The organism is Nocardia amamiensis NBRC 102102 (assembly GCF_001612745.1).
Classification (GTDB): Bacteria; Actinomycetota; Actinomycetes; order Mycobacteriales; family Mycobacteriaceae; genus Nocardia; species Nocardia amamiensis.
The window spans coordinates 1-26,878 of the sequence record NZ_BDBA01000026.1 but is presented as its reverse complement, the minus strand read 5'-3'; the positions used below and the strand labels follow the sequence as shown (position 1 = coordinate 26,878).

The window sequence follows — 26,878 nt, the reverse complement described above, 5'->3', positions numbered from 1 at the left end:
TTCAGCTAACGGACGACGAGGGTACCGCAGAACGCCTCACCTGCGAAACATTGTGTAGCAGGCAAACTTTGGCGCGCCTGGTGGGCGGCGATGGGATATAACTACCGTGATTCTGGGACGGGAGTTCGACTCCGTTTCGGAGTCACGCTCGAGGTCAGAGCACTGATATGAAGGGGAACTGTGGTCGTGGACCGTATCGGCTCGGTAACGGAGTTAGTGGCAGTGCGAGGCATGGGAGCCGCGGCAGCGCTGGGGGTGGCAATCGGTGACGATGCGGCAGACCGAATCCTGCACGGCACTGCGACATTGTGCGATGTAGTCCTGACTTCCTGGGCTATGGGGGTGGACACTGTGCAGGCCGTCGTCGAATACGCCGAAGTGGCGATCGAATCCGCGGTCAAGGGTGCGGCCGGTTCGCGCTGCGCGTGAGTCACCGGTCGCGGGTCTGCCGGAAACCGTTCGCTGGGTAGAGCAGCTGTCCGGGACGTCGGGCTCGGCACGGTCGATCGCATCGACCGTGCCGAGCTGCTCAGTCCTCCGGCCGCTCGATATCTTTCAAGGCCAGGGTGACGAACTCCCGCATGGGAATCTCCAGCGCCTGGCACAGCGCATGCAGCTGCTGCATATCCGGTGACCGTTCACCGTTCTCGAAGCGCTGGATCGTGCTGACGGCCAGGCCGGTCAGTCCCGCCAGCTGCTGACGGGTCAGATCCCGTCGCGCTCGAGCGGCCCGCAGCTCGTTGCCGACCGCACGGTTGATGCCCGAAGCCGTCTCTTTCGCACCCATATGGACCATTCTGAGGTCCGAACGGCTACCTGGCAAACGACATGCCGAGTGTCGGTTTTGGCGACGCGCTGGGTCACCCCCGGCGTGGGCAGCACTCCAATCGGGGTTGGCAAAGGTCCGTACGGACCTTAGAGTACTCCGTATGGATCATTTGGACTTAGTGGTTGCGGAGCGTGTGCGATGCGCTCTCGCACGAGGGGGTATCGGCCTAGATGACCTGGTCAAACACACTGGAATACCGGCAGCAACCCTGCGACGCCGGTTAGCTGCGCGAAGTTCGTTCACTCTCTACGAACTGGCTCGCATCGCGTCACTGGTCGGCTGCCACACCGTCGACCTGCTCCCGCGGGCGGGGGAGCGATGACGACATCATGGGGATGGTCGCCGCGGGCGGCCGCCGAGGGGTTCGCGGACGGTCCGTCTCAAACTTTTTGTGACAGAAATCATATCTATTCCGCGGTCGGGACCGTGAGCTCGGGCGATCGATCAGCTACCGCGGCGTCGGTATCGAAGTCGGCGCGCAGCCCGGAGCGCATCGACGTCCTGATCGTCGGCGGAACCTGGAATCCCCACGGCGACAACGTCACCGCCGCCTTCGCCGCGGAACTGGATCAAGATCGATTCACCTCGCGTCTGGTTCCGTATCCGGCGGACTACGGCAGGAGTGTTCCGTACGCCGAGAGCCTCGCCGCGGGTGGACGGGCACTGATCGCCGCCGTCGAAGCGACGCCGAACCGTGTGGTGCTGGTGGGGTATTCCCAAGGCGCGGCCATCGCGGGTGACGTCGCCGCCGCGATCGGGCGCGGCGAACTACCGCACCTCGAGGTGATCGCATGCGCGCTCATCGCCGATCCCCTGCGCCCGGCCGGACAATGCCTCGGGCCGGATCCGGGCGGGTACGGTATCGCGGGCGAGCGGAATGTCAAGGGTGTTCCGACGTATTGGGTCGCGGCGCCGGGCGATCCGATCACCGCGCTGCCCGCTGGAAACCCGCTCCGCTCGATCGCCGACCTGAGTGCCTACTTCTGCGTCGCCTCCCCGCAGGCCATGCTGCGATGGGGAGAGAGCCTGGTCGAGGTGGCGGTGCACCGTCGGTTGCAACGATGGTGGTCGCCGCAGCACTGGCGAAGCTGGGGTTCGGCCGCGGCCTTCGCTCGGGGCTACCTGGTGGACGGGCGGCATACCGACGACTACATCCGGCACGGACATGCCCGCCGCCTCGCCGAGGCGATCAACCGCGACTGCTCTGCCACCAGGGCGGCCATCCGGTGACCGAGCACCGCGACCACCTCTTCCTCGATCGCTCTCAACTCCGCGCCCTCGCCGAACTTCTCCGCGAGATACCCGGCATCGCCGACGATCTCGAGCTGACACGCACCCGTCAATCACGGCTGAGCACTCGCGGCGACTACCGGATGGATCGCAGGGCGAGCGAACAGCCGTTGCCCTTCAACCCCGCCGCGGCCGCCGCGGCCGACGAACTCCACGCGGTACTGGTCACCTGGGCCCGCCTGGTCTGCGAAGAGCGGGGACTCGACTACGACGGTTCGCCCTCCACCGCCGGCCTGGCCCGATGGCTCGATCGGAATCTCGTCGCACTCGCTATGACCGCAGGCGCCGAGACGGCGCTCGACGAGATCCAGTCGGTGGTTCAGGCCGCACTGCGGATCATCTGCCCGCCCGCCCCGCCGATCGTATGGGACGAAGTGAAGGTGAAGCAGGCCCGCGAGCATCGACTCAACGCGTCCGGGATCGCCACATTGGCAAAGGAACTGGGCGAGGAATACCGAAATCTCACCGTCCGGCGGATCCGGACGCTCAGGGATGCCGGAAAGATCGCTCCGATACCGGGGCCGTGGGCGCCAGGGTGGCCGGAAATGTTCGTGGTCGGCGAGGTAGTGGACGCACACCGGGCATATCCGACGCGAGGGCGGGTGCCTGCCGACAACAAGAAGCGAAGGTAAAGGCTGCGACGCAGTGTGTCACTACATATTTGGCTCGGACGCTGATCGCCCCATCTCTGTCGAGATGGGGCGATCTTCGTTTGCATGGGTCGAATAGCCGCTCTACCTGGTATTTCCATGCATTTCGGTATTCGGGGGTTGACATTGTTCGCGCTTTAGGCGAAGCTTTGTGCAGCGCCAGAGCTGCGCCCTCATCCCGGGAATGACCGGAATTCCCGCTCTCCCAAATCTTCTCGATATCACTCGTCGTGGCCCTGTGCGTCCGAACTCGGACGCACAGGGCCACAGTCGTTCCAACCGGAGTTCCTCAGCTCCCACGAACATGCGGCACGCCCCCGAAACCCTTCCGATGTCGATTGACAAGCGGGGCAGAGCTTGCCGCATCAGCCCGGACCCGCCGCCCGTCTCCCGCCACCTCGGTGCGCGGCGCAGACGCGCCGATCTCCGGGCTGCCGCCCCACCCCGGCCTGCCCCTCCAGGCCGAGGGTGGGGCCTCCATCCCACCCGGCCGTGCTCCGGTCGGCCATCCGCGAGGAGGCAGCCATGAACGACGCCGTGCGTGAACTGCTGGAGTTGAACGCTCACGGCGCACTACCGACGACGCCCACCATCGACCTGGCCCACCAGATCATGCGCGTACACCGCGAATGCGCCACCGACTACTGCCGCCGCAAGGACCAAGCGTTGCGAACTCTGATCAGCCTAGGCCGCATCGTCCCCGACTCCTCACGCAGCCACTGAGCCCACCAGACCCGCCCCGCGCGGCTCCTTTCTCCCGCAACGCAATCGCGGTCGCAGAGGGTCCGAGCCGCGGGGCGCCCGCCCCACCCCCGGTTTTGCTACGAGCCGGGGGTGGGGCATCCCATCCACGGAGAGGAGGTGAACCCCGATGCTCGCTCTCGCCTTCGACCTACTCGAACTGGTCTGCCACCTCGTGCCACTGATCCGGCCTTTCGTCGGCATCTGATCCAGCCGGTGGCGCCACGCCGGAAACATTTCCGCCAGCCTCTCGGTACCCCGCCAGAACGCTCTCGGCATGGCCGCACTCTACGCCGCGTCCTGCACGGTCCAACTCTCGGAATGCCGACGTTCCATCCAACGGCATCGCGGGATCTGAACGGGTTCTCGTTTCACCGGCTTCGGTCCGGGCGGCATTGCCGCCTCCGGACTCTAATTCAACTGATAGATGAGGTGATTTCGCATGGCGAAATTCGCATCCAGCTCGGAACGGTCTGTCGCCGGACCGCGCTGCGCGACAGGTCCGGCGGTGTGAGGTGGATCTGTCTTGGGTTCGCGACAACGCGGGCTGGTTCGCGAGGCTGATTCCGAAAGTGAATACCGGTTCGGGTTCTTCGAGTCAGGCTTCCGCCTCACCGGGCCGGGTCGAGAACTTTCACGGAATGACGCCGGAGAGTGCGGCTCGGATGGTCGGGCGGATTTTCAATGTGCAGGACATGGTGCGGGCCATCGAGCAACAGATCGATCCTAAGTCCGATGTGCCGCAGGTGAAGCCGATTGTAGACCCGCAGGCGTTCACGGACTTGGACGAGAACGGCAAACGGATTCCGAAGCCCGATACGGTGCCGAATCCGCAGGGTCCGCGGTGGGCGCCGACCGATCCGGTGTTGACGGATCTGCCTCCGGCGATCACGACGGTGGATCCGAAGGTGACGCCGACGGATCCACCGTACTACTCCGATAGCCCTGGTCTTGCGCCTGCGAAGCCGGAGCCGCCGCGGTTCAGCTATGTGGATCCGGATACCGGCGAAGTCAAGCCGATGAAGCTGCCTTCCACCGAGCCGGAGCCCGGTGTGGTGCGGTCACCGGGTGGCACGGTGGGCGTGGACAACTTCGACGGCAGCACGTGGGAGCTCCAGCCGATCAATCCGGATTCCGCGAGCGCCAATACGACTCGGCATCTGATTTACAACGGTGCCGATGGTGAGCAGAAGACGTTCACGGCGTCCTATGACGAGAACGGCAAGCTCATCGGCATTTTCGATCCGCAGACGAGTGCCTACGTCAGTTTCGGTTACCAAGATGACGAGCTCATCGTCACCGGAACCGGGCGGCTCGATCCGGGCAGCGTCGTGGCGACCACCGATGAAGTGGAAGCCTTCTTTTCGCTGGTCGTCCCGCCGCTCAAGGGTGCCCGGCCCGCAATCCAAGGCGGAAAGGGTCTCTACAACCTTCTCAAAGACGACCCGCCCCCCGCAGCTCCTGCCAAGCCCGATATCAACCGGCCACCCGTCGTCAGGCCGCCCTATCCGGATGGTCCGGAGATCCCCGACGTCCCGGACCTCCCCGAGATCCCCGGATTGCCCAGTGGGCCCGAGCTTCCCGGCATCCCGGACAAGCCCGAGATCCCCACCGCCCCGAAGAAACCCGAGATCCCCAATCCCTCTGGCACGGGGGGAGATACGAGTCCGGGCGCACCCACTGTCGAGCCCGTGCCGAACCATCCGCCGGCCACCGCGCCGCCCAAGGAGCTGCCCACGCCGCCCGAATTCGGCCCGGTCGATCCGGGAGAACCCGGTGGGCACGATCCGACGACGCCACCGGAGATCGAGGGTGACGAGGAGGCGGGGCCGCGTCTTCCGTCGGATACGGGACCTGTCGATGAATCCGGTGATGAGGGACCGCCTCAGGACGAGGACGACTGGGCGAGATACGAACGGGAAGAGGCCGAGAGACAACGCCGCGAACAAGAGGAGGCGTGGGGTGATCAGCAGGAGGAGGAGCGCGAGCCGGAAAGGCAGCCGCCCCCTGTCCGTAGACCGAATCAATGGGATCGGACCGAAGATGGAACCAAAGATTTCGGCCCAGATGACATCGACGGCCTTACCCAGGCCGGTCTAGTACACATCCTCCGGGGCGACTCCAACGCTGATGAAGATGACGAGAATGGGATCGGAGGCGGGCACGGCTTCGGCAGCGGTGTCCCAGGCAAGACCGTGTTTCCCGAGAGCTGGGGCGACCCCGAGGATGTGGATAATCCCAGTACGCAGATTCTCGATGCCATCGAAGATATTGCCAGAAACCCGGATACTGTGCCAATTTGGCAGGATGGCAGGAAGACATGGAAGGTTGAGGGAGTGCGTAATGGCGTTCGTATCCAAGTCATCGTTGATCGGAACGGACATATTGTCACTGCCATTCCCAAGGATGGTCCCGGTGTGATGCGCAATGATGAGAACGGGGTACCGCGACCGCTCCGATAGTATGGTGGAGTCGTCGGCGATTATTCGTCACGTGGCAGTGAAAGAGGAGGGTCCTGCTGTGGCTCGAAGTAAGACCGGATTGCACGAGAGATCGACCGCTCTGCTGGAGAAGCTGGTCGATCGACTGCCCGCCTATGAGGTCGAAGAGGGCAAGGCAATGTTGTTCGGTGGGGAGACGGGCTTATTCGTCGACGGGCTTGCGGCTTTTCTTGTAAATCGGAGAATACCGCTCACGCCTGACGAGTATTCTGAACTGTGCGGCATACTGTCCAGATTCAAGATCCCGCTGCGGTATGTCGAATTCATCAACAATCGCGACGAGGTTATCGCGGACCTGGTTGTCCGCGATCGTTTGGTCGAGGGCCCGGTATTCGCGGTCATTGCAAGTGAACTGCCGGGTTTCGATGCCTTCCAGGCGGTGAGCGATGACGAACTGCGCCAACTCGAATCGATCGAACATCGAGTAATCGGATTGCCGGTGAAGACGTTCGACTGGGTTCTGCTGGAATGGGCCACAGGTGTTCTTAAATTGGAAAGCGATTCGACGAGGAAGAGTGATTCATGGAATGCCTGGATAGTTCGTGACCTGTTATACAAATTGCGAATTCGAGACGCTATCGAAGCCATTCTTCCCGAGTTAGGTGAGGCACTTCGTCCGGCGGTCGAGAGATGGGTTTCCGAATATGATCGGATGTATTTGTCATTCACCGTAGAGGATTCTCGGCGGTGGATAGCGTGGAAGGCGGGGCGTTCGAAGCTCGAGTTGGCTTGGTGGTGGTATCGCATTCCGGAATATGGGCCGGTGGCGGTGGAGTACGAGAGTTTCATCACGGGCTTCGAGGATTGGAAGCGCAAGCGTGCAGCCGCAGGCGGTGCGGCCGAGCAATGATTGGGCTGAATGGGGTCGGAGGCGGGCACGGCTTCGGCAGCGGTGTCCCGGGCAAGACCGTGTTTCCCGAGCGCTGGGGCGACCCCGAGGATGTGGATAATCCCAGTACGCAGATCCTCGATGCCATCGAAGATATTGCCAGAAACCCGGACAGCCCGCCGACGTGGCAGCCTCAGAATAAGACGTGGTTGGCCGAAGGAGTGCGTGATGGCGTCCGTATCCACGTCGTCGTCGATCCGAGCGGTCATATTGTTACGGCTATCCCCAAGGATGGTCCCGGGGTCATGCGCAACGATGAGAACGGGGTACCGCGACCGCTCCGATAGTATGGTCGAATGCCGTCGGCGATTACTCGTCACGTGGCAGTGAAAGAGGAGGGGCCTGCTGTGGCTCGAAGTAAGATCGGATTGCACGATAGATCGACAGCTCTGCTGGAGAAGCTGGTCAATCGACTGCCCGCCGGGGATGTCGAATACGCCGAAATAATGTCGTTCGGCGGGGAGACGGGCTTACTCGTCGACGTACTAGCGGGTTCCCTTTTCAATCAGAGGATACCGATAACGCCCGACGAGTATGCTGAACTGTGCGATATACTTTCCAAGTTCAAGATCCCGGTACGGCATGGCAGATTCATCAATAATCGTGACGAGGTGATCGCGGACCTGGTTGTGCGCGATCGTTTGGTCGAGGGCCCGGTATTCGCGGTCGTTGCGAGTGAACTGCCGGGTTTCGATGCCTTCGAGGCGTTGGGCCATGACGAACTGCGCCATCTCGAATCGATCGAGCATCGAGTAACCGGATTGCCGGTGAAGACGTTCGACTGGGTTCTGCTGGAATGGGCCACCAGTGTTCTGAGACTGGAAAGCGATTCGACGCGGAAGAGTGACGAGTGGAATGCTTGGACGGTTGACGATCTGCTAGACGAGTTGCGAATTAGAGACGCTATCGAAGCCATTCTTCCAGAGTTGGACGAGCCTCTTCGCCTGGCGGTCGAGAGATGGGTTTCCGAATATGATCGGATATATTTATCATTCACCGTGGAGGATTCTCGGCGCTGGATAGTGTGGAAGGCGAAACGCTCGAAGCTCGAGCTGGCGTGGTGGTGGTATCGCATTCCGGAATATGGGCCGGTGGCGGTGGAGTACGAGAGTTTCATCACGGGCTTCGAGGAATGGAAGCGCAAGCGCGCAGCCGCGGGCGGTACTGCCGAGTAATGATCGGCCTGAGTGCTCCCGGCACCTTGACTATTCGACTTCGTCGTGTCCCGCTGACCGGATATCGACGGCCGGTCCTGGTCCGAGCAGGAAAAGTCCGATTCCAAGCCGAATCGGAACCTTTGCTCGTGGCGTAAGGCCGACGAAGTGTGGGCGGAGCAGGTTCCTCAGCGGCGGAACGACGAGTAGGCCACTCGCACAACATTTTCGATCCTCATCGAGACGGAGCCTCGAACCGTAACGGTTCGAGGCTTCTCGCATTCCCGGATCGAAATTCGCTTCTCCTCGGACCGCTTCGGCGTGTCCGGCGATGCGAGATACGACAACCATCACTACCAACCCAATAGAGCGGCACGCGAAAAACTATGTCTGACAGAGAAATCGTTCGGTCCGTACGGTTCGGTAACCATCAGCCACCGTCGGGCTACACCAAAACCGATACCGGGCAGCTGGTTACGCCGGAGTTCATGGCTTTGATTCAGCATGCGCTGTCCGGCAAGCTCGCCGAATCCGAGGCGACCGCGGAACTCGATCCGCAGGTGCGCGCGCTTGCGGAGGAGTTGTCCGTGATCCACCTGCCGGAATGGCGCGACAGTGTGGGACGCAAGCGCGCCGAACCCGCTGTCACGAGTATCAAACAGGCCACCCGGGTCGCGGACTACCTCGTCAAGCGTGGCGTGCGAGTGCATCCCGAACTGGAGGAGATCCGTTGGACGCCGACTCCGGGTGGAATGCCGGGTGCGTTCGATATCGGGTTACACGTCACCAAGGACGAGGACGGGCAGTGGCCCGCACCCGACCCGGAATCGTTCTACGACTTCGACGATATCGAGGTCGAGCAGACCGATGAGGGGCTGTGGTGCGCAACCCATCCGCGTGGACTCGCCGTCGAGGCCACGACCAAGACCGAAGCCTACGCCGGGATCGTCGATCGACTGCGGGAGCGGATCGAGCGGGCCCGAAAAGCCGATGAAAGGCGGCCGCACGATGAGTGAACGAATCATGTTCGCCGATATAGAGAAGACGCTTGTCGACTACCTGACCACCGAACTGGCCGCGCTGTCGGATACCGCGCAGGTCGTGACACGGGTTCCCGACCCGCGACCGACGCGGATGGTGCGCGTCCTCCGGAACGACCGCAAACGTCGTAACGACCGTGAGGATCGCGAGGGCATACGCGGACCCAACCTGATCTTGGACCGACCGCGGGTAATCCTCGAGTGCTCCGATGATGCCGGAGCCGCAGGCGGTTTGGCCGCGACGGTGCGCGCCATACTGTCGGTCGCGTCGCCCGGTTACCTCGGCACGGTGTGGTGCGACTACATCGATGACGTCGGCGTGGAGAACGATACCGACCCCGCGACGAACGCCCCGCGGCAGCTGATCATCGTCGATCTGTGCGTACGAGGGAAGCTTCTCGCCTGACTTCGGCACTGGCATGTGCCGACACAATTGTGCAGAGCATCGCTCTCACATGACTCCCGTCCGGGAGTCGCACAACTGAAAACCGAATCCCTAGGGCCTGCGCAACAATCCCGAAGGGAAAATCGAAATGGCACTGCCTTCCAGCAAGTACATCGGCGCCGGCACCCCGGACATCGCCGTGACCGGCGGCGTTCTGGTGGCCCCCCTGGCCACCGCGCTGCCGACCTCGGCCTCGGACGCACCGAATGCCGCGTTCAAGGCGCTCGGCTACGTCTCCGAGGACGGTATCGAGTCCAAGGGCGAGCGCAAGATCGAGACGATCAAGGACTGGAACGCCGACATCATCGCGCAGCTGCAGACCGAACACTCGGTGCGCTTCGCACTGACCCTGTACGCGGTCTGGGACCAGGACGTCCTGAACGAAGTGTTCGGCTCGAACAATGTGACGGCCACCGCGGCCACGTCCACTTCGGGCAAGCTGATCAAGGTCGAGGAGACCGGTTCGGTGCTGCCGCACCGCGCCTGGATCTTCGACATGAAGAACGAGGACAAGAAGCTCCGCATTGTCCTCCCGAACGCCAAGATCACCGCGGCGACCGAGAAGAAGTTCGTCTCGAAGGAGCTGGCCGGCTTCAACATCACCATCGAGGCGTTCAAGAACGACGCCGGTGTGAAGGCCTACCGCTACCTCGACGACGGTAACCGCACCGCCTGATAAGCCCCCAGTTGGCGGCGGGAATCGAACCTATGCGCAGGCCCGCCCGCCGCCACTGGGCCCCGTCCATCGAATCCTGCGCACACAAATGATATGAAAGGGTCTGCGAACCAATGACTTCCCCGAAAGAGCCGAACACCATCGACGAGATCACCAGGGTCAAGGAGGACTTCGTACATCGCATCGGCGACGTCGAGGTTCGTCTTCCCTCGCTGTCCTACCTGAAGCCCGGCTTCATTCGCCGTATCCGGCGTATGAACAGTGTCGATGCGATGTATACCCTGATCGAGATGAGCGCATCGCCTGCCGCGCTTGCGGTACTGGACGACATGGATCCCACCGAATACCAGGCATTGCTGGATGAATGGCGCGCGCATTCGGGGGTCGGCCTGGGGGAATCCTGAGCCTCGATGCTCTGGTCGAAGAGCACACCGAGGCAATCGAATACGACCTGATCGCACTTGGACTCAGATTGCGCCAGCTGGGGTCGGAGGAACTCAGCTGGCGTGACCTCAAAGCCATCGTCAGACTGGCGCCGGTCGGCTCGGCGCTGTCCCGGGCTATGCGGCCCGACGACTATCGGTGGCAACTCAACGAGCACCTGCTCGCCTCGATGGCCGACTCGCTCCGGTGGCTGGTGTGGTCCAAAACCACAGCGGCCCAGCAGAATCGCGACCGGCCCGAGCCGATACCCCGGCCCGGGTTGAAATCGACCACCGAGCGTATCGGGACTTCAGTCGGTGTCGGTGAACTGAACAAGTTTCTCGGCTGGGCTGATCGCCAAGAGTGAAGTATCAGCTCGATCGAGCGCGATAAATTCGCGCCATCTCCTTCCGATCCTCCCAAGAGGGCGGTGTGAGCATGGACTTCAATTCGGAGGTCGATATGGTGCGAAGTTTCTCCGGTTGATTCTGAAAGTATCGAAGAGTGGATAAGAGTGAATTTGCATTGTCCACCCAGAGCGTAGTTGGTACTCGCCAGGGGCCACTGTCAGAGGAATTAGGCGGTAGCCATTTCGACAGAGGCCTGGACGGCGCGGGGCGCGAAATCATTGCTCCCGTGGAGCATTGTAGTGTGATAAAGGCTTCGGACGAGCCGACGTCACCACCTATTTCGGTCAATGATATCCACGGAAACTCCCAGTCGCACCTATGTGTGGAGATGCGCAGACTGTGCGGTGTCAAAATCAGACGACCGGTACGGATGTATCTGATATCGTGCCAACCGATGTAAATTGTTATCGAGAACATTATGGCCCCTGCGGCGATCAGCAAGGCACTTCGCTCGATGAATCCGGATAGTGTGGCACCGAGGCTCAAAGTCGTCAATCCGCCGAAGAGCACTAGAGTTCTGACCGGCCGGAACCTGCGCCGCAATGAGAATGTTTGCAATTCTCGGCCTGATTCTATGGATGGGGAACGCGTGCTACGCGCAGCGGCATCCAGGACGATTCCGAACGCCACCCCAGATACGCCGATCAGGGCAATCGCCAGCGGCACCGGATCGCGCCGCTGAATGGCGACGGCAGTGACCAGAACGGCCAGCAAGGCAAATGGCGACATCAGCAAGAGCCAGCTGATTCCTCGGCCTTCCGGCCAGACATACTGCCATCGATAGTCGGGTGGCGAGCCTGCCGTGCCGGGCATGCTGGGTGCATCCATGGAACCCCTCCGTGTAACTAAATCGTCAATCGTCATGCCTGGTCGGATCGGTCGTCGCAACCATGACGGGTCGATTGTCGCACAAGGGTGAGGGATTTGCAGTACATATTTCATCAATAATTGTCGACAGGAGTGTGGTCATGTCGGATGACGAATTCAGCGGCAGCCTTCTCGATGTGTTGAAGACAGTGAAAGAAGGCAAGAATCGGTCGGAGAATCCGAGTTCTCAGACGGGGGGCCCGTCGGCAAACGCCGCGCCAACCACGACCGGCAGTAGCAGCGAGGTCATGAACATCCTTGTGCCCCAGGCGCGGCCCCCGGCTGCTCCGGCGCCGGCGCAGAACCTTCCCTACCCCGTCGGTGGTGGTCCAAAGTTGGATCCCGGTCAGAGTGTGACGCCGCCGGGTGGCACGACTATACACAACGGCGGCGTGGGCGATATCGGTGCTTCCCCTGCGACGCCATCCGTGTTGGGCCTTATCGATGTTCTGGCGATTGTCAAAAATGATGACATCGCCGCGCATACCGGCGCGAAGATCGATCTCTCTGATGCGAATCGAACAAACCCGAGGCCAGTGACGGTTACGCTGCCCTCAGGAGGCAAGTTCTCGATCCGGACGAGTATGGGCGACGATTTCTATACGCGATCCGTGGTAATGACCGGGCCGGACGGTCAGCCATACGTAGATTTCGATTCGACGACCCGCCGATTCAATGAGCCGATACTCGGCTTCGGTACACATTTCGATATGGAAGAGGATGCCGACGGAAATCCGAAGCGGGCAATCATATATGGGTCTTCGTCCGCTAAGGAGATACTATTCGGACCTGAGGGGCTGACGATCGTTCCGCTGGATCCGAAGCAGCGGGAATTCAAATTGCTTCCAGGTCCGCTCGATACCGGGATCATTGCTGTCAATGGTACCCAAGTAGGTTCGCTAGAGGGGGTGCGGGTTGTTTCTAACACGACAGCGTCGGAAATGCAGACAGGCGCCAATTGGCTGGATAGATACGCGTATCGTCTATTTCCTGGAGCGATCGATAACGTTGAGCTTGCGACACGTGACCTGACCGTCACAGCTCCGGGGGGAAAGTCTGTTCCGCTAGGCGTCGGAAGGCTTAGTGGTGCGATCGGAGCAACAACACTGCCGCTGGCGATCTGGGGTGATATGCAGGGTGGTGATTCCTTTCAGCGGGCATCAGTCCGTGAGGGTACTGGACTGTTGACCGGATTGGCACTCAGTGCCGCCACGGGTGCTGGGCTCGGATTTTTCGCGGGCGGCGTCGGAGCCGTTCCTGGTTTCTTTGCAGGTCTGATTGCTGGGATGGCGGGCTCGTACGCCGGATCGAAGGCGATGGACTACGTTCTTCCTCCGGATTTCGGCGGACCGGACGGCAGGGTCGAGAATCCGCCGCCCACGTGGTTGCTGCCCGACGATCCGGCATCTCTGCGGGAATATATCGGTGCTCTCGAGCAGTCGGAGCCTGAGAAACCGACGAACCACGGATATGTCGGCCGCGGTCCGGCGAACTATGATTCGTACAATACCAAGAAATATCTGCACGACGAGTGGCAAACACAAATCGATGCCGCACGCGAGAAACTCGGTCAGGTCGAGAATCCGAAGGCGGAACATCGTGCGGCCGGTGGGTACATCTCGGGCCCGGGCGGGTCTACCGACGATTTGATCCCCGCCTGGTTGTCCAACGGTGAATATGTAGTCAATGCTTCGGCAACAGCCGATAATCTCCCGATCCTGCAGGCGATCAACTCGGGGTGGGTGCCTTCCGCCGATCTGCTGCACGGCCTGGTTCCGGGATTCTCGCCAGTGGGGTGGACCGGCGTGTACACAACTCCGAAACGAACACTGGATCCTGCGGAATGGTCATCGATCATGCCGCCGCAGCCCGAGAGTGGGGGCAGCGGGATAGATCTGGAGGCGCTGATCGAATCGTCGCGAATCCAGCCGATCAAGACACTGGAGTCCCCCGGTCCCAGTCCGTGGAAGCTGAAGACGCTGGAATTGCCCGGTCCGAGTTTGAGTGTGCCAGATGATTCGCGGCAACGGCCGGCAACCTCCGATGAGAATGCGGGCCCGTTCGGACTGGACCAGAATGTCCTGGCCCGGGGCTTCCTCGAGGGTGCGATCGCCGGAGCGAAGGGCGGACCGTTCGGCATGCTCGAGGGCGGCGTTTCCGGACTTGCCGTCACTGCGGGGGGCGCGATCGGCAGCGCCATCGGTACGGCGCTGATGCCCGCCCTGGGCCCCGCGGCACCGCTCGGCCCGGTTATCGGCGAGGCTCTCGGCTCCACTATCGGCCAGATGGGCGCGGAGGCGCTGCTCGAACCGGTCGAGCAGGTTGTCGGCTACGCGGCCGATACCGCGAAGGAGGTTATCGGTAGCGGTTTCGGCCTCGTCGATCTGGCGGAAGGCCCAGGCGGTTACACACCGCGACAAGACATTTACAACTTCAACGGTATGGATCCGAAGAGCGCCGCGATTGCGGTCGAGCGGGTCCGCCGGCGCCGTTCATTGGCGCAGCAACGTGGAGGAGGGCTCGGGCGATGACCTACCAGCTCTTGGATAGACACGATACGAAGATCGTCGTCTGGGACGTCAACGGACGGGTCTGGCACCTGTCCGGGGCGAACGGCGGTCGTGAGGGCGTGCGATTGTCGAAGCAGACCGGCAATATGTTCGCACCGGTGAAGCTGCTGGTCTCCGAAGGGGCGCGGCAGGACGGGGCGACCTTCCTGCGATCGGTGCGGTCGAAGAAGGAGTGGGATTTCGTCGTCATGATCTCTGCCGCCGCGAAAAACGGCAGCAACAACACGGTGCGGGATTTCTACGCCGTGCACGACGCCTGGTTCCGCGGTTGGTCCACCGACAAACCGGTCACTGTCGGGTATTACACCCGCCATCAGGGGTGGCGATTCCAGCAGGCGCAGGTCGATGCGCCGCCCGAGGCGATCGGCGATGTCGATCCCGCGCGGAATGCTCTCGCGATCTACAAGATGTCGGCAGTCGCGATGGACCCGCTGGAGCGGCACTTCGACGAGACCGCGGTGTGGACCAACTCCAGCGGCATCGGCGAAGGCATCGTGCGGGCCCGCAACGCCGCCGATCAGCCCGCTTGGCCGCGGTACACGATGAACGGACCGGGCCGCTGGTCGATTCTCGACCCGGTGGGCGGCGATCTGCTGCGGATGGTGCAGACCCCGACGCTGCCCGAAGGCGCGACACTGCGCATCGACACCCATCCGCGTCATCGCACAGCGCGCATATACACCTCGGGTGACAGTGATCCCGTCAACGTATGGGGACAGCTGGCCGGCCGGCGCTGGCTGGCCGCCCTGCCGCCGTGGAGCGCGACCGATATCACGGTCAAGGTCGAGGGCGGCAACACGCAGTCCAGCCTGATCGTGGCGGTCACCCCGCGATCCTCCAGGCCGTTCTGATGAGTACGCAAACCTGGGACCCGCACGCCGAATCGCGGCGGATGGACAAGGCGCACCGCGACGAACAGGAACAGTGGCGCAATCCCGATGTGCTGGTCCGCTATTGGGACAAGTTCATGCGCGAGATCGGCGAGGAGCACAGCTACCTCTCGCTGGAGTTCACCTATCCGCGCAACGCCGCCGGTGGGCTCAAGATGATCTGCCCGCGTGACATGGTGCACTTCGACCATCTGTTCAACAACGCGGACGAGGAAGACGCGACCATCCCGATCACGGTGAACACCAAAGGGTTCCGCTGGGACGGCTACATCACCAAGGCATCGATCGTGCGCGACGAGCACGGCGTGGAGACGGTCGACATCGAGGCTATCCACTGCTGGAACCACATCGCGACGATCTGCTGCTGGGCGAGCCCGTTCGCGCCGATCCTGGCGCAGTTCCCGCGCCATCACATCCTGTTCGGCCCCGCCCGCAGCCTCATCACCACCTACCTCACTACCAATCTGATGCGCTTGCAGGCGCCGGGCTGGGCGCCGCCGGGTACCGGTGACGACCCGGACTGGGCTGGCGTGGGCAACACGCTGTTCCCGATCGCGGTGGTGCCGGTGAACCCGCTGACCGACACCAGCCGATGGAATGCCGCCTCGGCGCGATTCGACATGGCGGACAAGCTGTTCGGGCCGATTTTGGAAGACTCCGGCGTCAACCTGACCGCGCGGTTCTTCCTGCCCGGCGAGGACGAGCAGCCCGCGCCCGAATGGTTCTATCTCGAACGGCCGACGGTGGTACTGGAGACGGTCGACAAGTCGGGCGTTACCGGTCCCACGGGCACGCTGATCGACGGAATCGTCTCGTGGATCGAGGAATTCACCGACGACGGCACCACGCCGGTCCGGTACCCCAATTTCGACTCCACCACCGAGTACGAGGCGGTTTACGGACATCGGGGCAGGCTCGGCACGACCAGGAACTTCCCCTGGGTGTGGTACTTCGAGGGCGAATACTCCGGTATCGGGCCTTCGGAGGTAGCACTGCACAAGCCGACAGCCACCGATGTGATCATTGGTGGCCGGTCGCCGGGCTGGGTGAACGCGGGCATCGAGATCGCGATCAAGAGCCTGCTCGGGCTCTTCGGCCTGGACTGGCTGTATCGGGGTCAGCTCAACGACGTATTCCTCGCGTGGATGGTCTACCGGGACATGCGACGGGTGGAGCGCGCAGGGCCGTATGCCTTCCGCGAGCTGTACATCACGGGCAGCGACAAAGCGTTCACGCTCGACGGCCTCGTCGCGGGCCTGCAAGGGCTGCATCTGACGCGCGGCTACACGAGCAAGCGCGTCACGGTGGAGGACAACGCACCGTACATCCTCGGCAAGGACTTCGAACTCGGCGACCAGATCGGCTTCGCGCTCGGCAAGCACATCTTCACCGACTACGTCACCGAGCTGACCTTCCTCGACGACCGCGAGACCTCCGCGAAATGGCAGATCGTGGTCGGCGACGGTTCCGACGAAGAGGACTCGACCGTCAAGGCGTGGCAGCGCCTCGGCCGCGTCGCCGCCGCGATCAAGGATCTGGCCACCGACGTCGGCGCCGATCTCGACCTGCTCATCTTCTGAGCCTTCGAACAGGAGAATCCATGGCGGACATAACCTTTCCCGCCCATATCACGATGCGCCGGGAGACCGACGTCGACGGTCTGCCCGTGCTGACCGCGCAAATCTCACTCACCGACGACGTGGCTGCACTGCCACTGCCCCCTGGCCCGGCGGGTGAACCCGGCCCGCGTGGTCGCCCGCGTTCCACGTTCCGCAAGATGGGCGCGATCGCAGACGCGGCCGCCCGCCCCTCCGGCCTCGGCGCCGAGGACCGCGGCAAGTGGTGGCACCGGCTCGACGACAACGGGATGGACGTGTGGACCGGCGCCGAATGGCGGCATTCGCCGGCCGCCGTCGGGCCGCAAGGCCCGGTCGCCGTGGCGAACTCCATCACGGTGACTTCGACGGTGCACGACGAGGACCTGACCGTGCCCGCCATCGAATTCACCGGCCAGGGCGCCGATCAGCAACTCGAAGTCACCGTGCCCGCGGGTGAGCGCGGCCCGAAGGGGCCGCCGGGTGCGTCCGGCGCGATCAGCGACTCGCCCGACTACGATTCGACGACCGTGCCTGGCCGGGGTTCGGTCTTCGCCTACCACCGGGCAGGGCGGAAGTTCCGCGCGGCGCCCGCACCGCTCGGCACCGGCCCCTGGTCCTGGTATCAGGAGGATTTCGCCGCCGAACAGGTGGCGTCTGCCAGCCGGATCGAGGCGGGCACGTTCCTGATTCCGGCGCAGCCGTTCGACTGGCAGCCGGTCGTGTATGGGCACGGCTATTCGTATTCGGTCAACAACGGCTCGCAAGGTGCGGAGCTCGTGGTGCGGCTGCACCACGCGCAGGGCCCGATCGTCGGGACGGCAGCGGCGGCCTCGGGCGGCTGGATGTACCTGCCGATCCTCCCGTGCTTTCGGGACGGGAGCACGACGAAGGCGATGTCGCCCACGTCGGATTTCGCGATCGTGCCGGCCGGACAACCCGCCAACTTGGTGGTCTCGGCCGAGCGCACCGGAAACGGCACCACCGACATCGGATTCAGCAACACGCGAGCATCGCTGGTCGTGTTCGCCCGACCCATCGAATGAGGTGACATGTCCACCGTAGGCGATTACTTCGCGTCGACCGCGATCCGCGGACTCGACGAGGGCGTCGGAACGCGAGGCGTGGTGCAGGCGATGCACGGCACGCCGAGCGACGGCTCTCTCGAACTGATGACCGGAACCCCTGGCCCGCAAGGTGAGCAGGGAGAAGCCGCACGGCCGTTTCGCTGGGAAGGCGACATCGCCGACCATACGGCGCTGACGGCGTTGGCGGCCGAACTGACGACAGCGCATGCAGGCAAGGCGTGGCGGGTGGTCGCGACCGACACACTGGTGTACTGGAACGGACGGGGGTTCGACTCGTTCGCGCAGGCGTTCGGTGCGCACGGCCCCGACGGCGAAACCTGCACCGTCAGCATCGGCACGGTCGATACCGGTCCCGTTGGCTCCGAACTGCACGTGACTGTCGTGGGCGAACCACCCGACCTGGTGCTCAACCTGACCGTTCCCCGTGGCGTGCAGGGGCGTAAGGGCGATCCCGGTGGTCCGGGGCCGTTGCGGAACGCCCCCGACTACGCCGATGGCGTCCACGCCGACGGTGCCGTGCCGGTATGGGACGACACCGTCGGGAAATGGAAGCCACGCCCGTATCCGGGTTTGCGTGGCCCATGGAGCATCGTGGAGGGCCAGGCGTGGGACGGCGGCGCAGGCTTCGCCGCATCGCAGTTGAACATCTCGACGGCTACCAAGACCGTTGCCCAACTGAGTATTCCGGCACAAGATGTGGCCTGGCGGCCGATCGTCACCGGCGGCGTCGTGGTCGGCACCACCGAGGCGTGGAATCAGTTCACCACCCGCGTAGACGCGGAAGTGCGCATCGGCAACGCCGACGGCCCCATCGTCGCCCTCGGCGCGGGCATGGTGACCGGCGCAGACTCATACAACCGTTTCCAGCCGTTCTATGCGACCCGCGGACTCACGCCGGACAGCGCAGTTGGCGTGGTTGCGGCCGGTCAGGCGGTGACGCTGTACGTCGTGCTGCGTCGCAATGCGGGCAGTTCCAATTACGACTACTCCATGTCGCGCGCTCGGATCGTGTGCATGGCCCGACCTGCGGGGGCGCTGTGACTATGGAAAATCAGACGAACAACGCGCCGGTCGTCTTCGACGACGACGTGATGATCACCATGCGTGGGGTCGCCGACTCCGTCGGATTGCCGTACACGGTGAATTCGCTCGAGTTGGTCGATCGCGAAGCATTGGCCGAGCTGCGCGAAGGGCCGGCGGGGCCGATCGGGCCGGAGGGCGCGGCGGCGTGGCCGTGGCAGTGGCAGGGCGACGTCGCCGACGTGGCGGCCCTGACCGGGCTCGGACTGACGACCGCCGACGCACGTAAGGCCTGGCGTGTGGTCTCCGAGAACGCCATCTACTTCTGGACCGGCCTGGAATTCATCGCCTTCGACGACGCGTTCGGCAAGGCGGGCCAGCGTGGACCGGCCAACCAGCTCACCGGAGAAGCGATCGCGGGAGCATCGGGGTCCGCTGCGTCCGCGCAGGTCACCGGCACCGCGCCGAACCAGCGGCTGGAGATCACCTTTCCGCGCGGTGCCGCGGGTGGCATCGGCGACCCAGGCGCCGAAGGTCGTATCCAGGACGCTGCCGACGTAGCGATCGATGCGGAGCATTCCCTCGGCGAGGGTTTCGTGCTGCGCTGGGACGCGGCGGCGCAGAAGTTTCGTCCCGCACCGAACCCACGCCTCGGCGGCGCATGGGTTATCGGCGAAAAGCAGTTCGCCGATGTCACGAATATTGCCGATGCGTCGAAAGTTGTCGCGGCCATCACCATTCCGGCGCAACCAATGGCATGGCGGCCGATCGTCGAGGGCGCCGTGATCCAGAGCTCGCCGAGCGGCACACGCTGCGATGCCGAGGTCAGAATCGGTCATCCCGACACCGGCGACCTCGTCGGCTACGGCTGGGGACATGCCGTCAACACGTTGGCGTACGTGACCCTGAACTCGGTGTACGAGTATCCGATACAGCCAGGCGCGACCGCCGCCGTGGTGTCCGCCAATCAGACCGTCACCCTCTACGTGGTGGTACGGCGGGTGGTCGGCGCGGGAACGTACACGGTTCGCTCCAACTACTCGCACCTCATCGTGCAAGCGCAGCCCCTCTGAGCCCACGCGCTTCTCCGTTACCGGCGTACGCGACGTCGGCATCTCCCGATCCGGCATGCCGCTGGGCTGCCCGATGTTCGAAAGGCATTGATCCATGGCTGATCTGCCCCCTCTGAAATACGGCAAGGTCGTCGGGCGTTTCCTCGCCAACGTCATCGACGGACCCGACCTTGGCGACCACCCCGAATTCCTGCCGCTGAACGGCATCGTTACATTCACCGCCGAAGCACCGAAAGTACTTGTTTCGCAGGCACTTCCGGCTCCAGCGACCTATGTGCAGCTGCCGAAGCACTACGAATGCCCGCTCGACGAGTTCGGCTACCTCACCTGGCGTGGCAAGCGTGGCGTTCGGCTGGTGGCGCCGAGCGCCGACACCAACCCGTCCGCGTGGACCTGGCGGGTGTCCTTCGAGCTGTCCTACGACGGCGAGCGGGTGCCGATGGAGTCCTTCAGTTTCACAGTGCCCGAGTATGTCCCCGGCCCGAACGCGGAGGATCCGGATACCGACTCGACCGGTCTAGTCGATCTGACGCTGGCTGCGCCGGTGCCGGGTTCCGCCGGTGATGCCGTCGTCATGGGACCGCGCGGCGCGGGCATCCAAATCGACGGTCAGGCCGCGACCTATGCGCAGTTGCCCGCTTCGCCCGCCGAGGGCGCGCAGTACGTGGTCCAAGCCGATGGGTTGCTCTACGTTTACCACGCCGCGGCGGGCGGGTGGTCGCCGAACGGGCAGGGTGTGGTCATCCGGGGTCCGGCCGGGACCACACAGTGGTCGGGGATCACCGGCAAACCCGCCACATTCCCGCCGGCCATCGGTGATACCGCGACCACTGCTGTCGCGGGAGACGATCCGCGCCTGACAAATGCGCGCACGCCGACCTCCCACACGCATCCGGCGAACCAGATCTCCGATTCATCGGCGCTCGGCCGGTCGGTGCTGACCGCCGCTGATGCCGCGGCAGCGCGTACCGCGCTCGCGGCCGTCTCGAGCACCGATCCGCGGTTGTCCGACGTCCGCACCCCGACGGCCGCGGGCCAGGCCTACGACATCGCCTTCAAGTCGCACAGCGGATTGCGCGCCGCGGGCGCCGGTAACGCGATGCCGGAGGGCCTGCGGATCGAGCGGCCCATCAAGATCACCTCGGTGACCTACCGCGGTGAGACCGCGGGCACCGGCAACCTGGTGGTGGAGCTGCGCAAGAACGGCTCGGCCATCACCGGCACCGCCGCCACGATCTCGGCCGCCAACCATGCGCTCGACACCACCGTGACCGGCGACTGGAACTTCGCGGCGGGCGACCGGCTCACCGTGCACGTCACAACGGTGGACAACCCGGCGGGCCGCGGCCTGCAGGCCGCGTTGAAGGGGGTGACCCTCTGATGCCGGGCTTGCAGATGGGCGGACCGTTCTTCCAACCGCCGCAGGAACCGCCGCCGGAGGACCCGGGTTGGGCGACCGCGGAGGCGGGATATCCCGGTGCGACGGTGCCCGAGGAGGTGCCAATAGAGCCGAAGCCCACTGAGCCCGAGCAGCCCACTGAGCCAGCTCCAGAGCCAGAGCCGTCGGCGGAACCGGAGCCGGAGCAACCCACGGAGCCCGAGCAGCCCACGGAGCCGGAGCAGGCCACTGATCCAGCTCCAGAGCCGGAGCCGTTTGCGGAGACGGCGCAGCCCACGGCACCGATCGCGGCCGAGGATGCGGAAGACAGCCCAGAATCGGTTGCCGGGGAGGTGAGCGGGTGATGCCGCACGTCATTGTCAGCGCCAACGGATTCGCGCCTTCCGCGATGACAAAAAGCGCGGCGTCGAGCATGGGCACCGCCAATCAGTGGAACATCGTCGCCGGTTGGACCCCGGACCCGGCCTATCCCGGCTCGACCGTCTCCAACAACGGGTTGCGCGCGCAGGGCGGCGCCGGCGCGAATGTCTCGGCCGTGCTGCCTTTCTCGGGCGCGGGAACGAGCGGGAACCACCGAGCGCGCCTGCTGGTCAACAGCGTGGTCGTGGCGACAGGCCCGGTCGCCACCGGTACTGCCGGAACGATGACCGTGAGCGCGAACGTCACCGTCTCGGCGGACGATTTGGTGACGGTCGAGACCACGCACGACGTCGGCTTCGCCGGCTGGGAGGCCAGTATCACCGCCGGTGTCGGCACGTACGTGCGCATCACCTGAACCGCGCACCTCTCGCGTCCACGTCGGCGTGGGGCCGACGCTACGCAACCGATGTCGCGGCTCGGTGTTCGGCTCCGCCGACGTGGACATCCGAAACAAGCTTTCGACGCCTCTGACGTCGACCCATTCAAGGATCGAAAGCGGCGCTCGCGCAGCGAGCTGCACCAGTCGATCGGAAAGGCAGGACACTCATGTCGTGGACCGGCGACCCAGTCTGGTTGGCGGACGTCCTCCGGCAGGAGGGCCTGCGCGTGATCGAGTTCCCCGGATGGCGTGAACGCGGCCACGCCGACTTCGGCGAAATCTGGGGCATCATCGCCCATCACACGGGCGGTTCGCAGACCCCGGCATCCGAAATCGCCTACGGGTTCCCCCATTTGGAGGGGCCGCTGTCGCAGCTGCACCTGGCGAAGGACGGGACCGTGACGGTCGTCGCCGCGGGCGTGTCCTGGCATGCGGGGCGCGGGCGATGGCCGGGCCTGCCGGAGGACAACGCGAACTATCACACGATCGGCATAGAAGCCGTGAACAACGGCACCGAGGGGTGGTCGCGCGAGCAGTACGACGCGTACGTCGGCTGCTGCGCGGCGATCCTGCGCAAACTCGGGCACGGCGCCGATCGGGTGATCGGACACAAGGAATGGGCCGGGCCCAAACAAGGCAAGTGGGATCCCGGCGCCATGGACATGGACGTGTTCCGCGCTGATGTCGCGGAACGATTGAAAGGCGGTGTGCTGATGGCACTTTCCGACATGGAGCAGCGTGAGCTGCTGGACATGCTGCGTCGCGTGCACTACGAGCTGACCTACGGTTTCCCATCGCGGGTCGCAGACTCGGAATACCGCGACACATTGGCCGGGTATGTGCTGAACTCCGACGCCTCGGACTACCGTACCGAACAGCGCTTGAAGGCGCTCGAGCTCAAGCTCGACCAGCTGCTCGCGGCTCGAGACAGTGCACAGTGATGCGGATCAGTAGCCTTCCCGAACCCGCCCTCGTCCGCTCGGTGCTGGTCGCCGTCACCGGCGTCATCGCATTCGTCCTCGGCCGTGAAATCGACACGGTGTGGATCGAATCCGTGCTCGCCATCTACGGCCTGCTCACTCCGGTGATAGCTGGTCTACTCATCCGTCCTGCGGTCATGCCGATCGCCGATCGGACGGCGAGCGACGAATGACGGCTTCGTGGCTCAGCCCTGAGCTCGTGCAAGCCGCCGGGATGGCGGTGGCCTCTGTCATCGCCACGGTCACCGCGTGGCAGGCGCGCGAGGTCGCCAAACTGCGCACCCGGGTCGAAACACTGGAAAATCAAGCGCTGGACGACAAACGACGCTTCCGCGACGCGATTCGCTTGATCCGGGCACTCCGGCAGCATATCGACGAACTCCGCGGTTTCCTGCGCATCCATGTGCCCGGCCAGGAACCTCCGGAGGCGCGGTACAAGGTACCTGAATCCTTGCAGGAAGAAATCTGACAAGGTCCTCTTTCACGCCCCGGTGCGACAGTATCTATCTTCAGCAACCTCGAGCGGAGCCTCGATCCTGTCAGGATCGAGGCTCCGCTCGTTTCTGGACAGCACGAGTTTCTGGTGCCACATTCCTCTGCTCTGAGGCATCGGACGACACCACGACACACTGTTGGCCGCGGTGCCTGCTTCCCGCATGGACATGCGCGGCCACCCACGCGAGAGGTCGATCCATCTCCTCCCGGCCGCACCCCTTCGTTACACGCGAGGTGAATTCCCTTGGTAAACCCACGGTGTCCGTCCCTCAGCCCCGGACAACACCTGGGTGGTCGAACACGACACCTGGTTCCGATCCATATAATGGCATGCCCGCAACCACGGAACCGTCACCGTCGTGTACCCGTGCGATACGTCGGGCCTCCCGCGCCTGCCCACCGAGCGGCTCTACACCGAGCCCTGACCCTCGAACCGCCGCGATTCGTGTCGTTGTTTCCCACTGTCACAGCGGTGTGCGCATAAGCAGCACGTTGTATTGGGTGTGCTGGGTGACCATGAAATAGAGGTCACGGCCGGTTTGGTACGGGAAGATCATCGGTGCGTATGCGGTGGGGAGGGCACGGGCCTCGATGAGGACCCTGGGTTCGCTCCACGGTCCTTCGGGTGCGGCCGCGGTGCGCATGACGACGCTGTTGAACGGATCGGTGGTCAGCATGACGAACTGACCGAGGTGGTCGTTCCACATCACCGACAGTTCGGCCACGCCGCCCAGGATGGGCGCAGCGGTCTTGGCGTCACCGGGCTTCCACGCCTTGCCGTCCCAGTATTCGTAGGCGTCGATATTTGCGATATCGGATTCTTTTGCGCGGGAGACGAATCCGGGGTTGTTTCGCCCGGAGGGGGTGCCGTAGCGGTAGATGTAGCCGCCCGTCTTCAAGAAGGCGTTCTGCTGAAAGTTCTCATGACCGTCCACGTTGGCGCGGCGGGTGTGCGTGAGCGGCGTCCAGGTGCTACCGCGGTCATGCGAAACGGCCAGCGTGGCGAAATTGGTGTGCCACTTGCCGTGGTCGCCCCATTCCCGGACCGACATCATGCTCATGTACTGCACACCGCCCACCGAGATGCCCGCCGTGGGGATCAAACTGATCTCGATGCCGGGAATCTTGGGGCTGGGCAAGGGATTCGGCACCACGTCCTCGAAGATGATGCCGTTGGCCGGATCGTGTGTCGAGCTGCGGAAGAGTACGTTACTCGTCCAGGCCCAGATGCTGCCTGCCAGCAGATTGGGGAAGCCGAGCCCGGCGCTGTCGCCGAAAGCGGTGATCATGCGGCCGTGGCCGTCGTCCCACATGATGCCGAGATCGGTGCCGAGCACGTTGAAGTTCTGCGTGCGGTTCGGGCTGTCCATGCCGGTCACCTGGAAGACGGCCTTGGTCGGGCCGGGCAGGTTCGGCAGTCCGTGGATGCCGTTGAGGGCCGGGATCGGTATGACGTTGTTGGGGTCGGCCCCGGCCGGCGCGGCGGCGGCGAAGGTGAGGACCGCGGCGAGCGCACCGGCACCGGCGAGTGCGGACAGCGATCGAGTCATCCGGCAATTCCCTTTCTCTGGGACGCAGTCTGCTCGCTCATTGTGCCTGTTCGGCGGCTCGATGTCGCTTACATCGGCGCATGCGCGCCACGCGTTCGGCTGATCGTCACCAGCCGGTAGAGCCACCAAGGCCGTTCGGGGAGTTCCGGGCTGTAGACACGCATGCTCATCGTGCGTACCCGGCGCGTCGCGAGGTCGCGCACCAGCAGCCTGCCGCGCGGGATGTCCGCGGAACGCACCTCGGTGGTCCACATGCGATCCCAGTCGGGGGAGCGGCGGCAGCGCTCGGCGATCTCCTCGACGCGCTCGCGCGGCGCGAGCGGGGACAGCATACGAAACGCGCCGACCAGCAGGTGCGCCTCGACCGCCCACTCCACGATCACCCGTTTGGCGGCCGGGTCGAGAAACATCCACTCCAGCATGTTCGCTCGGGCGGCGGCTCCCGGAAAGGCCCGTTCGAAGGCGGAGTTCGCCGCCACCAGATCCTGCGTCGGCATTCGTTGATAACAGGCGGGATCGGGAAGGCTGTGCAGGTCGTCCAGGTCATCGGGAGTCGGCACACCGGGGCCGGGTCCGTAGGCGGCTTCGAAGAAGCTCGGCAAAGTCAGCACGACAATGTGCCTGCGGTACCAGGCCGGTACTTCGAGCGCGTCGAAAAGCCGTTCGAGCAGCGGATAACTCGGCGTCATCGCACCCGTTTCGACTTGATCCAGCACCAGCTCGGCGAGCCCGGCGCGTTCGGCCAGGTGCGTGGGCGTCAATCCGGCGGCGAGTCGTCGTTCGCGCAAGTAAGCGCCGATGCCAGTCGCGTTGCGCATCACCTCGGGCACCTCTGCCGAAACCTTCCGCGCCGAACCGTGGGAGTCGGAAGATTCCTGCCGCTTCCCGGGAGCACGCAATCTACCGGAGAGCATCGGCGTCGAGCGCTGATGGGAAGTCACGAATCGACAACCTAGACGACAAAACGGCCCGGAGATGATCTCCGGGCCGTTTTGTCGTGTGCCTGTTATGAAGATGCGTCAGAACGCCGCTTCGTCCAGCTCCATGATGTCGTTGTCCAGGGTGGACAGCACGGCGCGGGTGGCGGTCAGCTCCGGCAGCACGTTGCGCGCGAAGAACTGCGCGACAGCGATCTTGCCGTGGTAGAACGCCTGGTCGGCGCCGGTCGCGCCGTTGTCGAGCGCCGCGATGGCGATCTCGGCCTGACGCAGCAGCTGCCAGCCGACGAGCAGGTCACCCACCGAAAGCAGGAAGCGCACCGAACCGAGGCCGACCTTGTACAGCTCGCTCGGCTGCTCCTGGGCGCCCATCAGATGGCCGGTGAGCGTGGCCGCCATGGCCTGGACGTCCTCCAGCGCGGTAGCCAGCAGCTTGCGCTCGCCCTTGAGGCGGCCATTGCCCGCCTCGGACTCGATGAGCTTCTGCACCTGGCCGGCCACGTGGGCCAGCGCGACGCCGCGGTCACGGGCGATCTTGCGGAAGAAGAAGTCCTGCGCCTGGATCG

At 64.0% G+C, this 26,878-nt stretch carries 29 protein-coding genes; 24 read left to right on the top strand and 5 right to left on the bottom strand.

Annotated elements, in window-relative coordinates:
- The first annotated feature begins 231 nt into the window (after positions 1-231).
- Positions 232-429: a hypothetical protein gene (locus NA4_RS07535; RefSeq protein ID WP_067466108.1), complete on the top strand. Its 198-nt coding sequence runs from the start codon at positions 232-234 to the stop codon at positions 427-429.
- 100 nt (positions 430-529) lie between these two features.
- Here the strand turns inward: NA4_RS07535 and NA4_RS07530 are convergent, their stop codons facing one another.
- The gene (locus tag NA4_RS07530; protein WP_067466104.1) at positions 530-787 is read right to left on the bottom strand and encodes a helix-turn-helix domain-containing protein; all 258 of its coding nucleotides are present in this window, start codon (positions 785-787) and stop codon (positions 530-532) included.
- 468 nt (positions 788-1,255) lie between these two features.
- On the opposite strand from NA4_RS07530, the gene NA4_RS07525 reads away from it, so the two are divergent.
- From NA4_RS07525 to NA4_RS07475, 12 genes are all read left to right on the top strand, one after another.
- Entirely contained in the window at positions 1,256-2,059 is an 804-nt protein-coding gene (locus NA4_RS07525; protein WP_067466102.1) for an alpha/beta fold hydrolase, read from the top strand.
- The gene (locus tag NA4_RS07520; RefSeq protein WP_067466098.1) at positions 2,056-2,751 is read left to right on the top strand and encodes a hypothetical protein; all 696 of its coding nucleotides are present in this window, start codon (positions 2,056-2,058) and stop codon (positions 2,749-2,751) included. Before NA4_RS07525 ends, NA4_RS07520 begins: the two co-directional genes overlap by 4 nt.
- A gap of 543 nt (positions 2,752-3,294) precedes the next feature.
- Positions 3,295-3,492, top strand: coding sequence for a hypothetical protein (locus NA4_RS07515; protein ID WP_067466095.1), 198 nt, complete (start codon positions 3,295-3,297; stop codon positions 3,490-3,492).
- Positions 3,493-4,025: 533 nt separating this feature from the next.
- Positions 4,026-5,972, top strand: coding sequence for an EndoU domain-containing protein (locus NA4_RS07510; RefSeq protein ID WP_157128875.1), 1,947 nt, complete (start codon positions 4,026-4,028; stop codon positions 5,970-5,972).
- 31 nt (positions 5,973-6,003) lie between these two features.
- Positions 6,004-6,861: a hypothetical protein gene (locus NA4_RS07505; RefSeq protein WP_157128874.1), complete on the top strand. Its 858-nt coding sequence runs from the start codon at positions 6,004-6,006 to the stop codon at positions 6,859-6,861.
- Positions 6,858-7,187 (top strand): EndoU domain-containing protein, encoded by a 330-nt coding sequence (locus NA4_RS38770; RefSeq protein WP_084496878.1) that lies wholly within the window; start codon positions 6,858-6,860, stop codon positions 7,185-7,187. Before NA4_RS07505 ends, NA4_RS38770 begins: the two co-directional genes overlap by 4 nt.
- Positions 7,188-7,196: 9 nt before the next feature.
- Positions 7,197-8,075 carry a hypothetical protein gene (locus NA4_RS07500; RefSeq protein WP_157128873.1) on the top strand — a complete coding sequence of 293 codons (879 nt, stop codon included), beginning with the start codon at positions 7,197-7,199 and terminating at the stop codon, positions 8,073-8,075.
- Between the two features lie 467 nt (positions 8,076-8,542).
- Entirely contained in the window at positions 8,543-9,070 is a 528-nt protein-coding gene (locus NA4_RS07495) for a hypothetical protein (RefSeq protein ID WP_067466083.1), read from the top strand.
- The gene (locus tag NA4_RS07490; RefSeq protein WP_157128872.1) at positions 9,063-9,500 is read left to right on the top strand and encodes a hypothetical protein; all 438 of its coding nucleotides are present in this window, start codon (positions 9,063-9,065) and stop codon (positions 9,498-9,500) included. The genes NA4_RS07495 and NA4_RS07490 overlap by 8 nt, the downstream gene beginning before the upstream one ends.
- A gap of 127 nt (positions 9,501-9,627) precedes the next feature.
- Positions 9,628-10,215, top strand: coding sequence for a phage tail tube protein (locus NA4_RS07485; protein ID WP_067466078.1), 588 nt, complete (start codon positions 9,628-9,630; stop codon positions 10,213-10,215).
- A gap of 113 nt (positions 10,216-10,328) precedes the next feature.
- Positions 10,329-10,619, top strand: coding sequence for a hypothetical protein (locus tag NA4_RS07480; RefSeq protein ID WP_067466076.1), 291 nt, complete (start codon positions 10,329-10,331; stop codon positions 10,617-10,619).
- Positions 10,580-11,005, top strand: a complete 426-nt coding sequence (locus NA4_RS07475; protein WP_067466074.1) for a DUF5361 domain-containing protein — start codon at positions 10,580-10,582, stop codon at positions 11,003-11,005. The genes NA4_RS07480 and NA4_RS07475 overlap by 40 nt, the downstream gene beginning before the upstream one ends.
- Before the next feature lie 4 nt (positions 11,006-11,009).
- Here NA4_RS07475 and NA4_RS40150 read toward each other — a convergent pair whose 3' ends face one another.
- The gene (locus tag NA4_RS40150) at positions 11,010-11,876 is read right to left on the bottom strand and encodes a hypothetical protein (protein WP_157128871.1); all 867 of its coding nucleotides are present in this window, start codon (positions 11,874-11,876) and stop codon (positions 11,010-11,012) included.
- A gap of 140 nt (positions 11,877-12,016) precedes the next feature.
- On the opposite strand from NA4_RS40150, the gene NA4_RS40145 reads away from it, so the two are divergent.
- The 11 genes from NA4_RS40145 to NA4_RS07415 all read left to right on the top strand — a co-directional run bounded on the left by NA4_RS40145 (position 12,017) and on the right by NA4_RS07415 (position 23,798).
- Positions 12,017-14,446, top strand: a complete 2,430-nt coding sequence (locus tag NA4_RS40145; RefSeq protein WP_157128870.1) for a hypothetical protein — start codon at positions 12,017-12,019, stop codon at positions 14,444-14,446.
- A complete protein-coding gene (locus NA4_RS07465) occupies positions 14,443-15,336 on the top strand; it encodes a phage tail protein (RefSeq protein WP_067466068.1) in 894 nt (297 codons plus the stop codon). The genes NA4_RS40145 and NA4_RS07465 overlap by 4 nt, the downstream gene beginning before the upstream one ends.
- Positions 15,336-16,955: a Gp37-like protein gene (locus NA4_RS07460; RefSeq protein WP_067466064.1), complete on the top strand. Its 1,620-nt coding sequence runs from the start codon at positions 15,336-15,338 to the stop codon at positions 16,953-16,955. Before NA4_RS07465 ends, NA4_RS07460 begins: the two co-directional genes overlap by 1 nt.
- Positions 16,956-16,975: 20 nt before the next feature.
- Positions 16,976-18,016, top strand: a complete 1,041-nt coding sequence (locus NA4_RS07455) for a hypothetical protein (protein ID WP_067466061.1) — start codon at positions 16,976-16,978, stop codon at positions 18,014-18,016.
- Positions 18,017-18,022: 6 nt separating this feature from the next.
- The gene (locus NA4_RS07450; RefSeq protein WP_067466058.1) at positions 18,023-19,099 is read left to right on the top strand and encodes a hypothetical protein; all 1,077 of its coding nucleotides are present in this window, start codon (positions 18,023-18,025) and stop codon (positions 19,097-19,099) included.
- 2 nt (positions 19,100-19,101) lie between these two features.
- Positions 19,102-20,151 carry a hypothetical protein gene (locus NA4_RS07445; protein ID WP_067466055.1) on the top strand — a complete coding sequence of 350 codons (1,050 nt, stop codon included), beginning with the start codon at positions 19,102-19,104 and terminating at the stop codon, positions 20,149-20,151.
- Positions 20,152-20,245: 94 nt separating this feature from the next.
- Positions 20,246-21,532 (top strand): hypothetical protein, encoded by a 1,287-nt coding sequence (locus NA4_RS07440; protein WP_067466052.1) that lies wholly within the window; start codon positions 20,246-20,248, stop codon positions 21,530-21,532.
- Between the two features lie 361 nt (positions 21,533-21,893).
- The gene (locus NA4_RS07430; protein ID WP_067466046.1) at positions 21,894-22,325 is read left to right on the top strand and encodes a hypothetical protein; all 432 of its coding nucleotides are present in this window, start codon (positions 21,894-21,896) and stop codon (positions 22,323-22,325) included.
- 191 nt (positions 22,326-22,516) lie between these two features.
- Positions 22,517-23,290, top strand: a complete 774-nt coding sequence (locus tag NA4_RS07425) for a peptidoglycan recognition protein family protein (protein WP_067466042.1) — start codon at positions 22,517-22,519, stop codon at positions 23,288-23,290.
- The gene (locus NA4_RS07420; protein WP_067466039.1) at positions 23,290-23,502 is read left to right on the top strand and encodes a hypothetical protein; all 213 of its coding nucleotides are present in this window, start codon (positions 23,290-23,292) and stop codon (positions 23,500-23,502) included. Before NA4_RS07425 ends, NA4_RS07420 begins: the two co-directional genes overlap by 1 nt.
- 26 nt (positions 23,503-23,528) lie before the next feature.
- A complete protein-coding gene (locus NA4_RS07415) occupies positions 23,529-23,798 on the top strand; it encodes a hypothetical protein (protein WP_157128869.1) in 270 nt (89 codons plus the stop codon).
- Between the two features lie 490 nt (positions 23,799-24,288).
- Here the strand turns inward: NA4_RS07415 and NA4_RS07410 are convergent, their stop codons facing one another.
- The 3 genes from NA4_RS07410 to NA4_RS07400 all read right to left on the bottom strand — a co-directional run.
- Positions 24,289-25,374: a glycoside hydrolase family 183 protein gene (locus tag NA4_RS07410; protein ID WP_067466032.1), complete on the bottom strand. Its 1,086-nt coding sequence runs from the start codon at positions 25,372-25,374 to the stop codon at positions 24,289-24,291.
- Positions 25,375-25,442: 68 nt separating this feature from the next.
- The gene (locus NA4_RS07405; RefSeq protein WP_067466131.1) at positions 25,443-26,192 is read right to left on the bottom strand and encodes a helix-turn-helix domain-containing protein; all 750 of its coding nucleotides are present in this window, start codon (positions 26,190-26,192) and stop codon (positions 25,443-25,445) included.
- 201 nt (positions 26,193-26,393) lie between these two features.
- On the bottom strand, positions 26,394-26,878 hold a 485-nt coding region (locus NA4_RS07400), incomplete at its 5' end, for an acyl-CoA dehydrogenase C-terminal domain-containing protein (RefSeq protein WP_169810993.1).

What these genes read in the sequence shown, in the direction of transcription:
- NA4_RS07535 (WP_067466108.1), top strand. Translation starts at nt 232, where the DNA reads ATGGGAGCCGCGGCAGCGCTGGGGGTGGCAATCGGTGACGATGCGGCA.
- NA4_RS07475 (WP_067466074.1), top strand. Translation starts at nt 10,580, where the DNA reads ATGGCGCGCGCATTCGGGGGTCGGCCTGGGGGAATCCTGAGCCTCGAT.
- NA4_RS07485 (WP_067466078.1), top strand. Translation starts at nt 9,628, where the DNA reads ATGGCACTGCCTTCCAGCAAGTACATCGGCGCCGGCACCCCGGACATC.
- NA4_RS07450 (WP_067466058.1), top strand. Translation starts at nt 18,023, where the DNA reads ATGTCCACCGTAGGCGATTACTTCGCGTCGACCGCGATCCGCGGACTC.
- NA4_RS07420 (WP_067466039.1), top strand. Translation starts at nt 23,290, where the DNA reads ATGCGGATCAGTAGCCTTCCCGAACCCGCCCTCGTCCGCTCGGTGCTG.
- NA4_RS07465 (WP_067466068.1), top strand. Translation starts at nt 14,443, where the DNA reads ATGACCTACCAGCTCTTGGATAGACACGATACGAAGATCGTCGTCTGG.
- NA4_RS07530 (WP_067466104.1), bottom strand. Translation starts at nt 787, where the DNA reads ATGGGTGCGAAAGAGACGGCTTCGGGCATCAACCGTGCGGTCGGCAAC.
- NA4_RS40145 (WP_157128870.1), top strand. Translation starts at nt 12,017, where the DNA reads ATGTCGGATGACGAATTCAGCGGCAGCCTTCTCGATGTGTTGAAGACA.
- NA4_RS07490 (WP_157128872.1), top strand. Translation starts at nt 9,063, where the DNA reads ATGAGTGAACGAATCATGTTCGCCGATATAGAGAAGACGCTTGTCGAC.
- NA4_RS07480 (WP_067466076.1), top strand. Translation starts at nt 10,329, where the DNA reads ATGACTTCCCCGAAAGAGCCGAACACCATCGACGAGATCACCAGGGTC.
- NA4_RS40150 (WP_157128871.1), bottom strand. Translation starts at nt 11,876, where the DNA reads ATGGATGCACCCAGCATGCCCGGCACGGCAGGCTCGCCACCCGACTAT.
- NA4_RS07410 (WP_067466032.1), bottom strand. Translation starts at nt 25,374, where the DNA reads ATGACTCGATCGCTGTCCGCACTCGCCGGTGCCGGTGCGCTCGCCGCG.
- NA4_RS07440 (WP_067466052.1), top strand. Translation starts at nt 20,246, where the DNA reads ATGGCTGATCTGCCCCCTCTGAAATACGGCAAGGTCGTCGGGCGTTTC.
- NA4_RS07500 (WP_157128873.1), top strand. Translation starts at nt 7,197, where the DNA reads ATGCCGTCGGCGATTACTCGTCACGTGGCAGTGAAAGAGGAGGGGCCT.
- NA4_RS07445 (WP_067466055.1), top strand. Translation starts at nt 19,102, where the DNA reads ATGGAAAATCAGACGAACAACGCGCCGGTCGTCTTCGACGACGACGTG.
- NA4_RS38770 (WP_084496878.1), top strand. Translation starts at nt 6,858, where the DNA reads ATGATTGGGCTGAATGGGGTCGGAGGCGGGCACGGCTTCGGCAGCGGT.
- NA4_RS07495 (WP_067466083.1), top strand. Translation starts at nt 8,543, where the DNA reads ATGGCTTTGATTCAGCATGCGCTGTCCGGCAAGCTCGCCGAATCCGAG.
- NA4_RS07515 (WP_067466095.1), top strand. Translation starts at nt 3,295, where the DNA reads ATGAACGACGCCGTGCGTGAACTGCTGGAGTTGAACGCTCACGGCGCA.
- NA4_RS07425 (WP_067466042.1), top strand. Translation starts at nt 22,517, where the DNA reads ATGTCGTGGACCGGCGACCCAGTCTGGTTGGCGGACGTCCTCCGGCAG.
- NA4_RS07460 (WP_067466064.1), top strand. Translation starts at nt 15,336, where the DNA reads ATGAGTACGCAAACCTGGGACCCGCACGCCGAATCGCGGCGGATGGAC.
- NA4_RS07430 (WP_067466046.1), top strand. Translation starts at nt 21,894, where the DNA reads ATGCCGCACGTCATTGTCAGCGCCAACGGATTCGCGCCTTCCGCGATG.
- NA4_RS07455 (WP_067466061.1), top strand. Translation starts at nt 16,976, where the DNA reads ATGGCGGACATAACCTTTCCCGCCCATATCACGATGCGCCGGGAGACC.
- NA4_RS07405 (WP_067466131.1), bottom strand. Translation starts at nt 26,192, where the DNA reads ATGCGCAACGCGACTGGCATCGGCGCTTACTTGCGCGAACGACGACTC.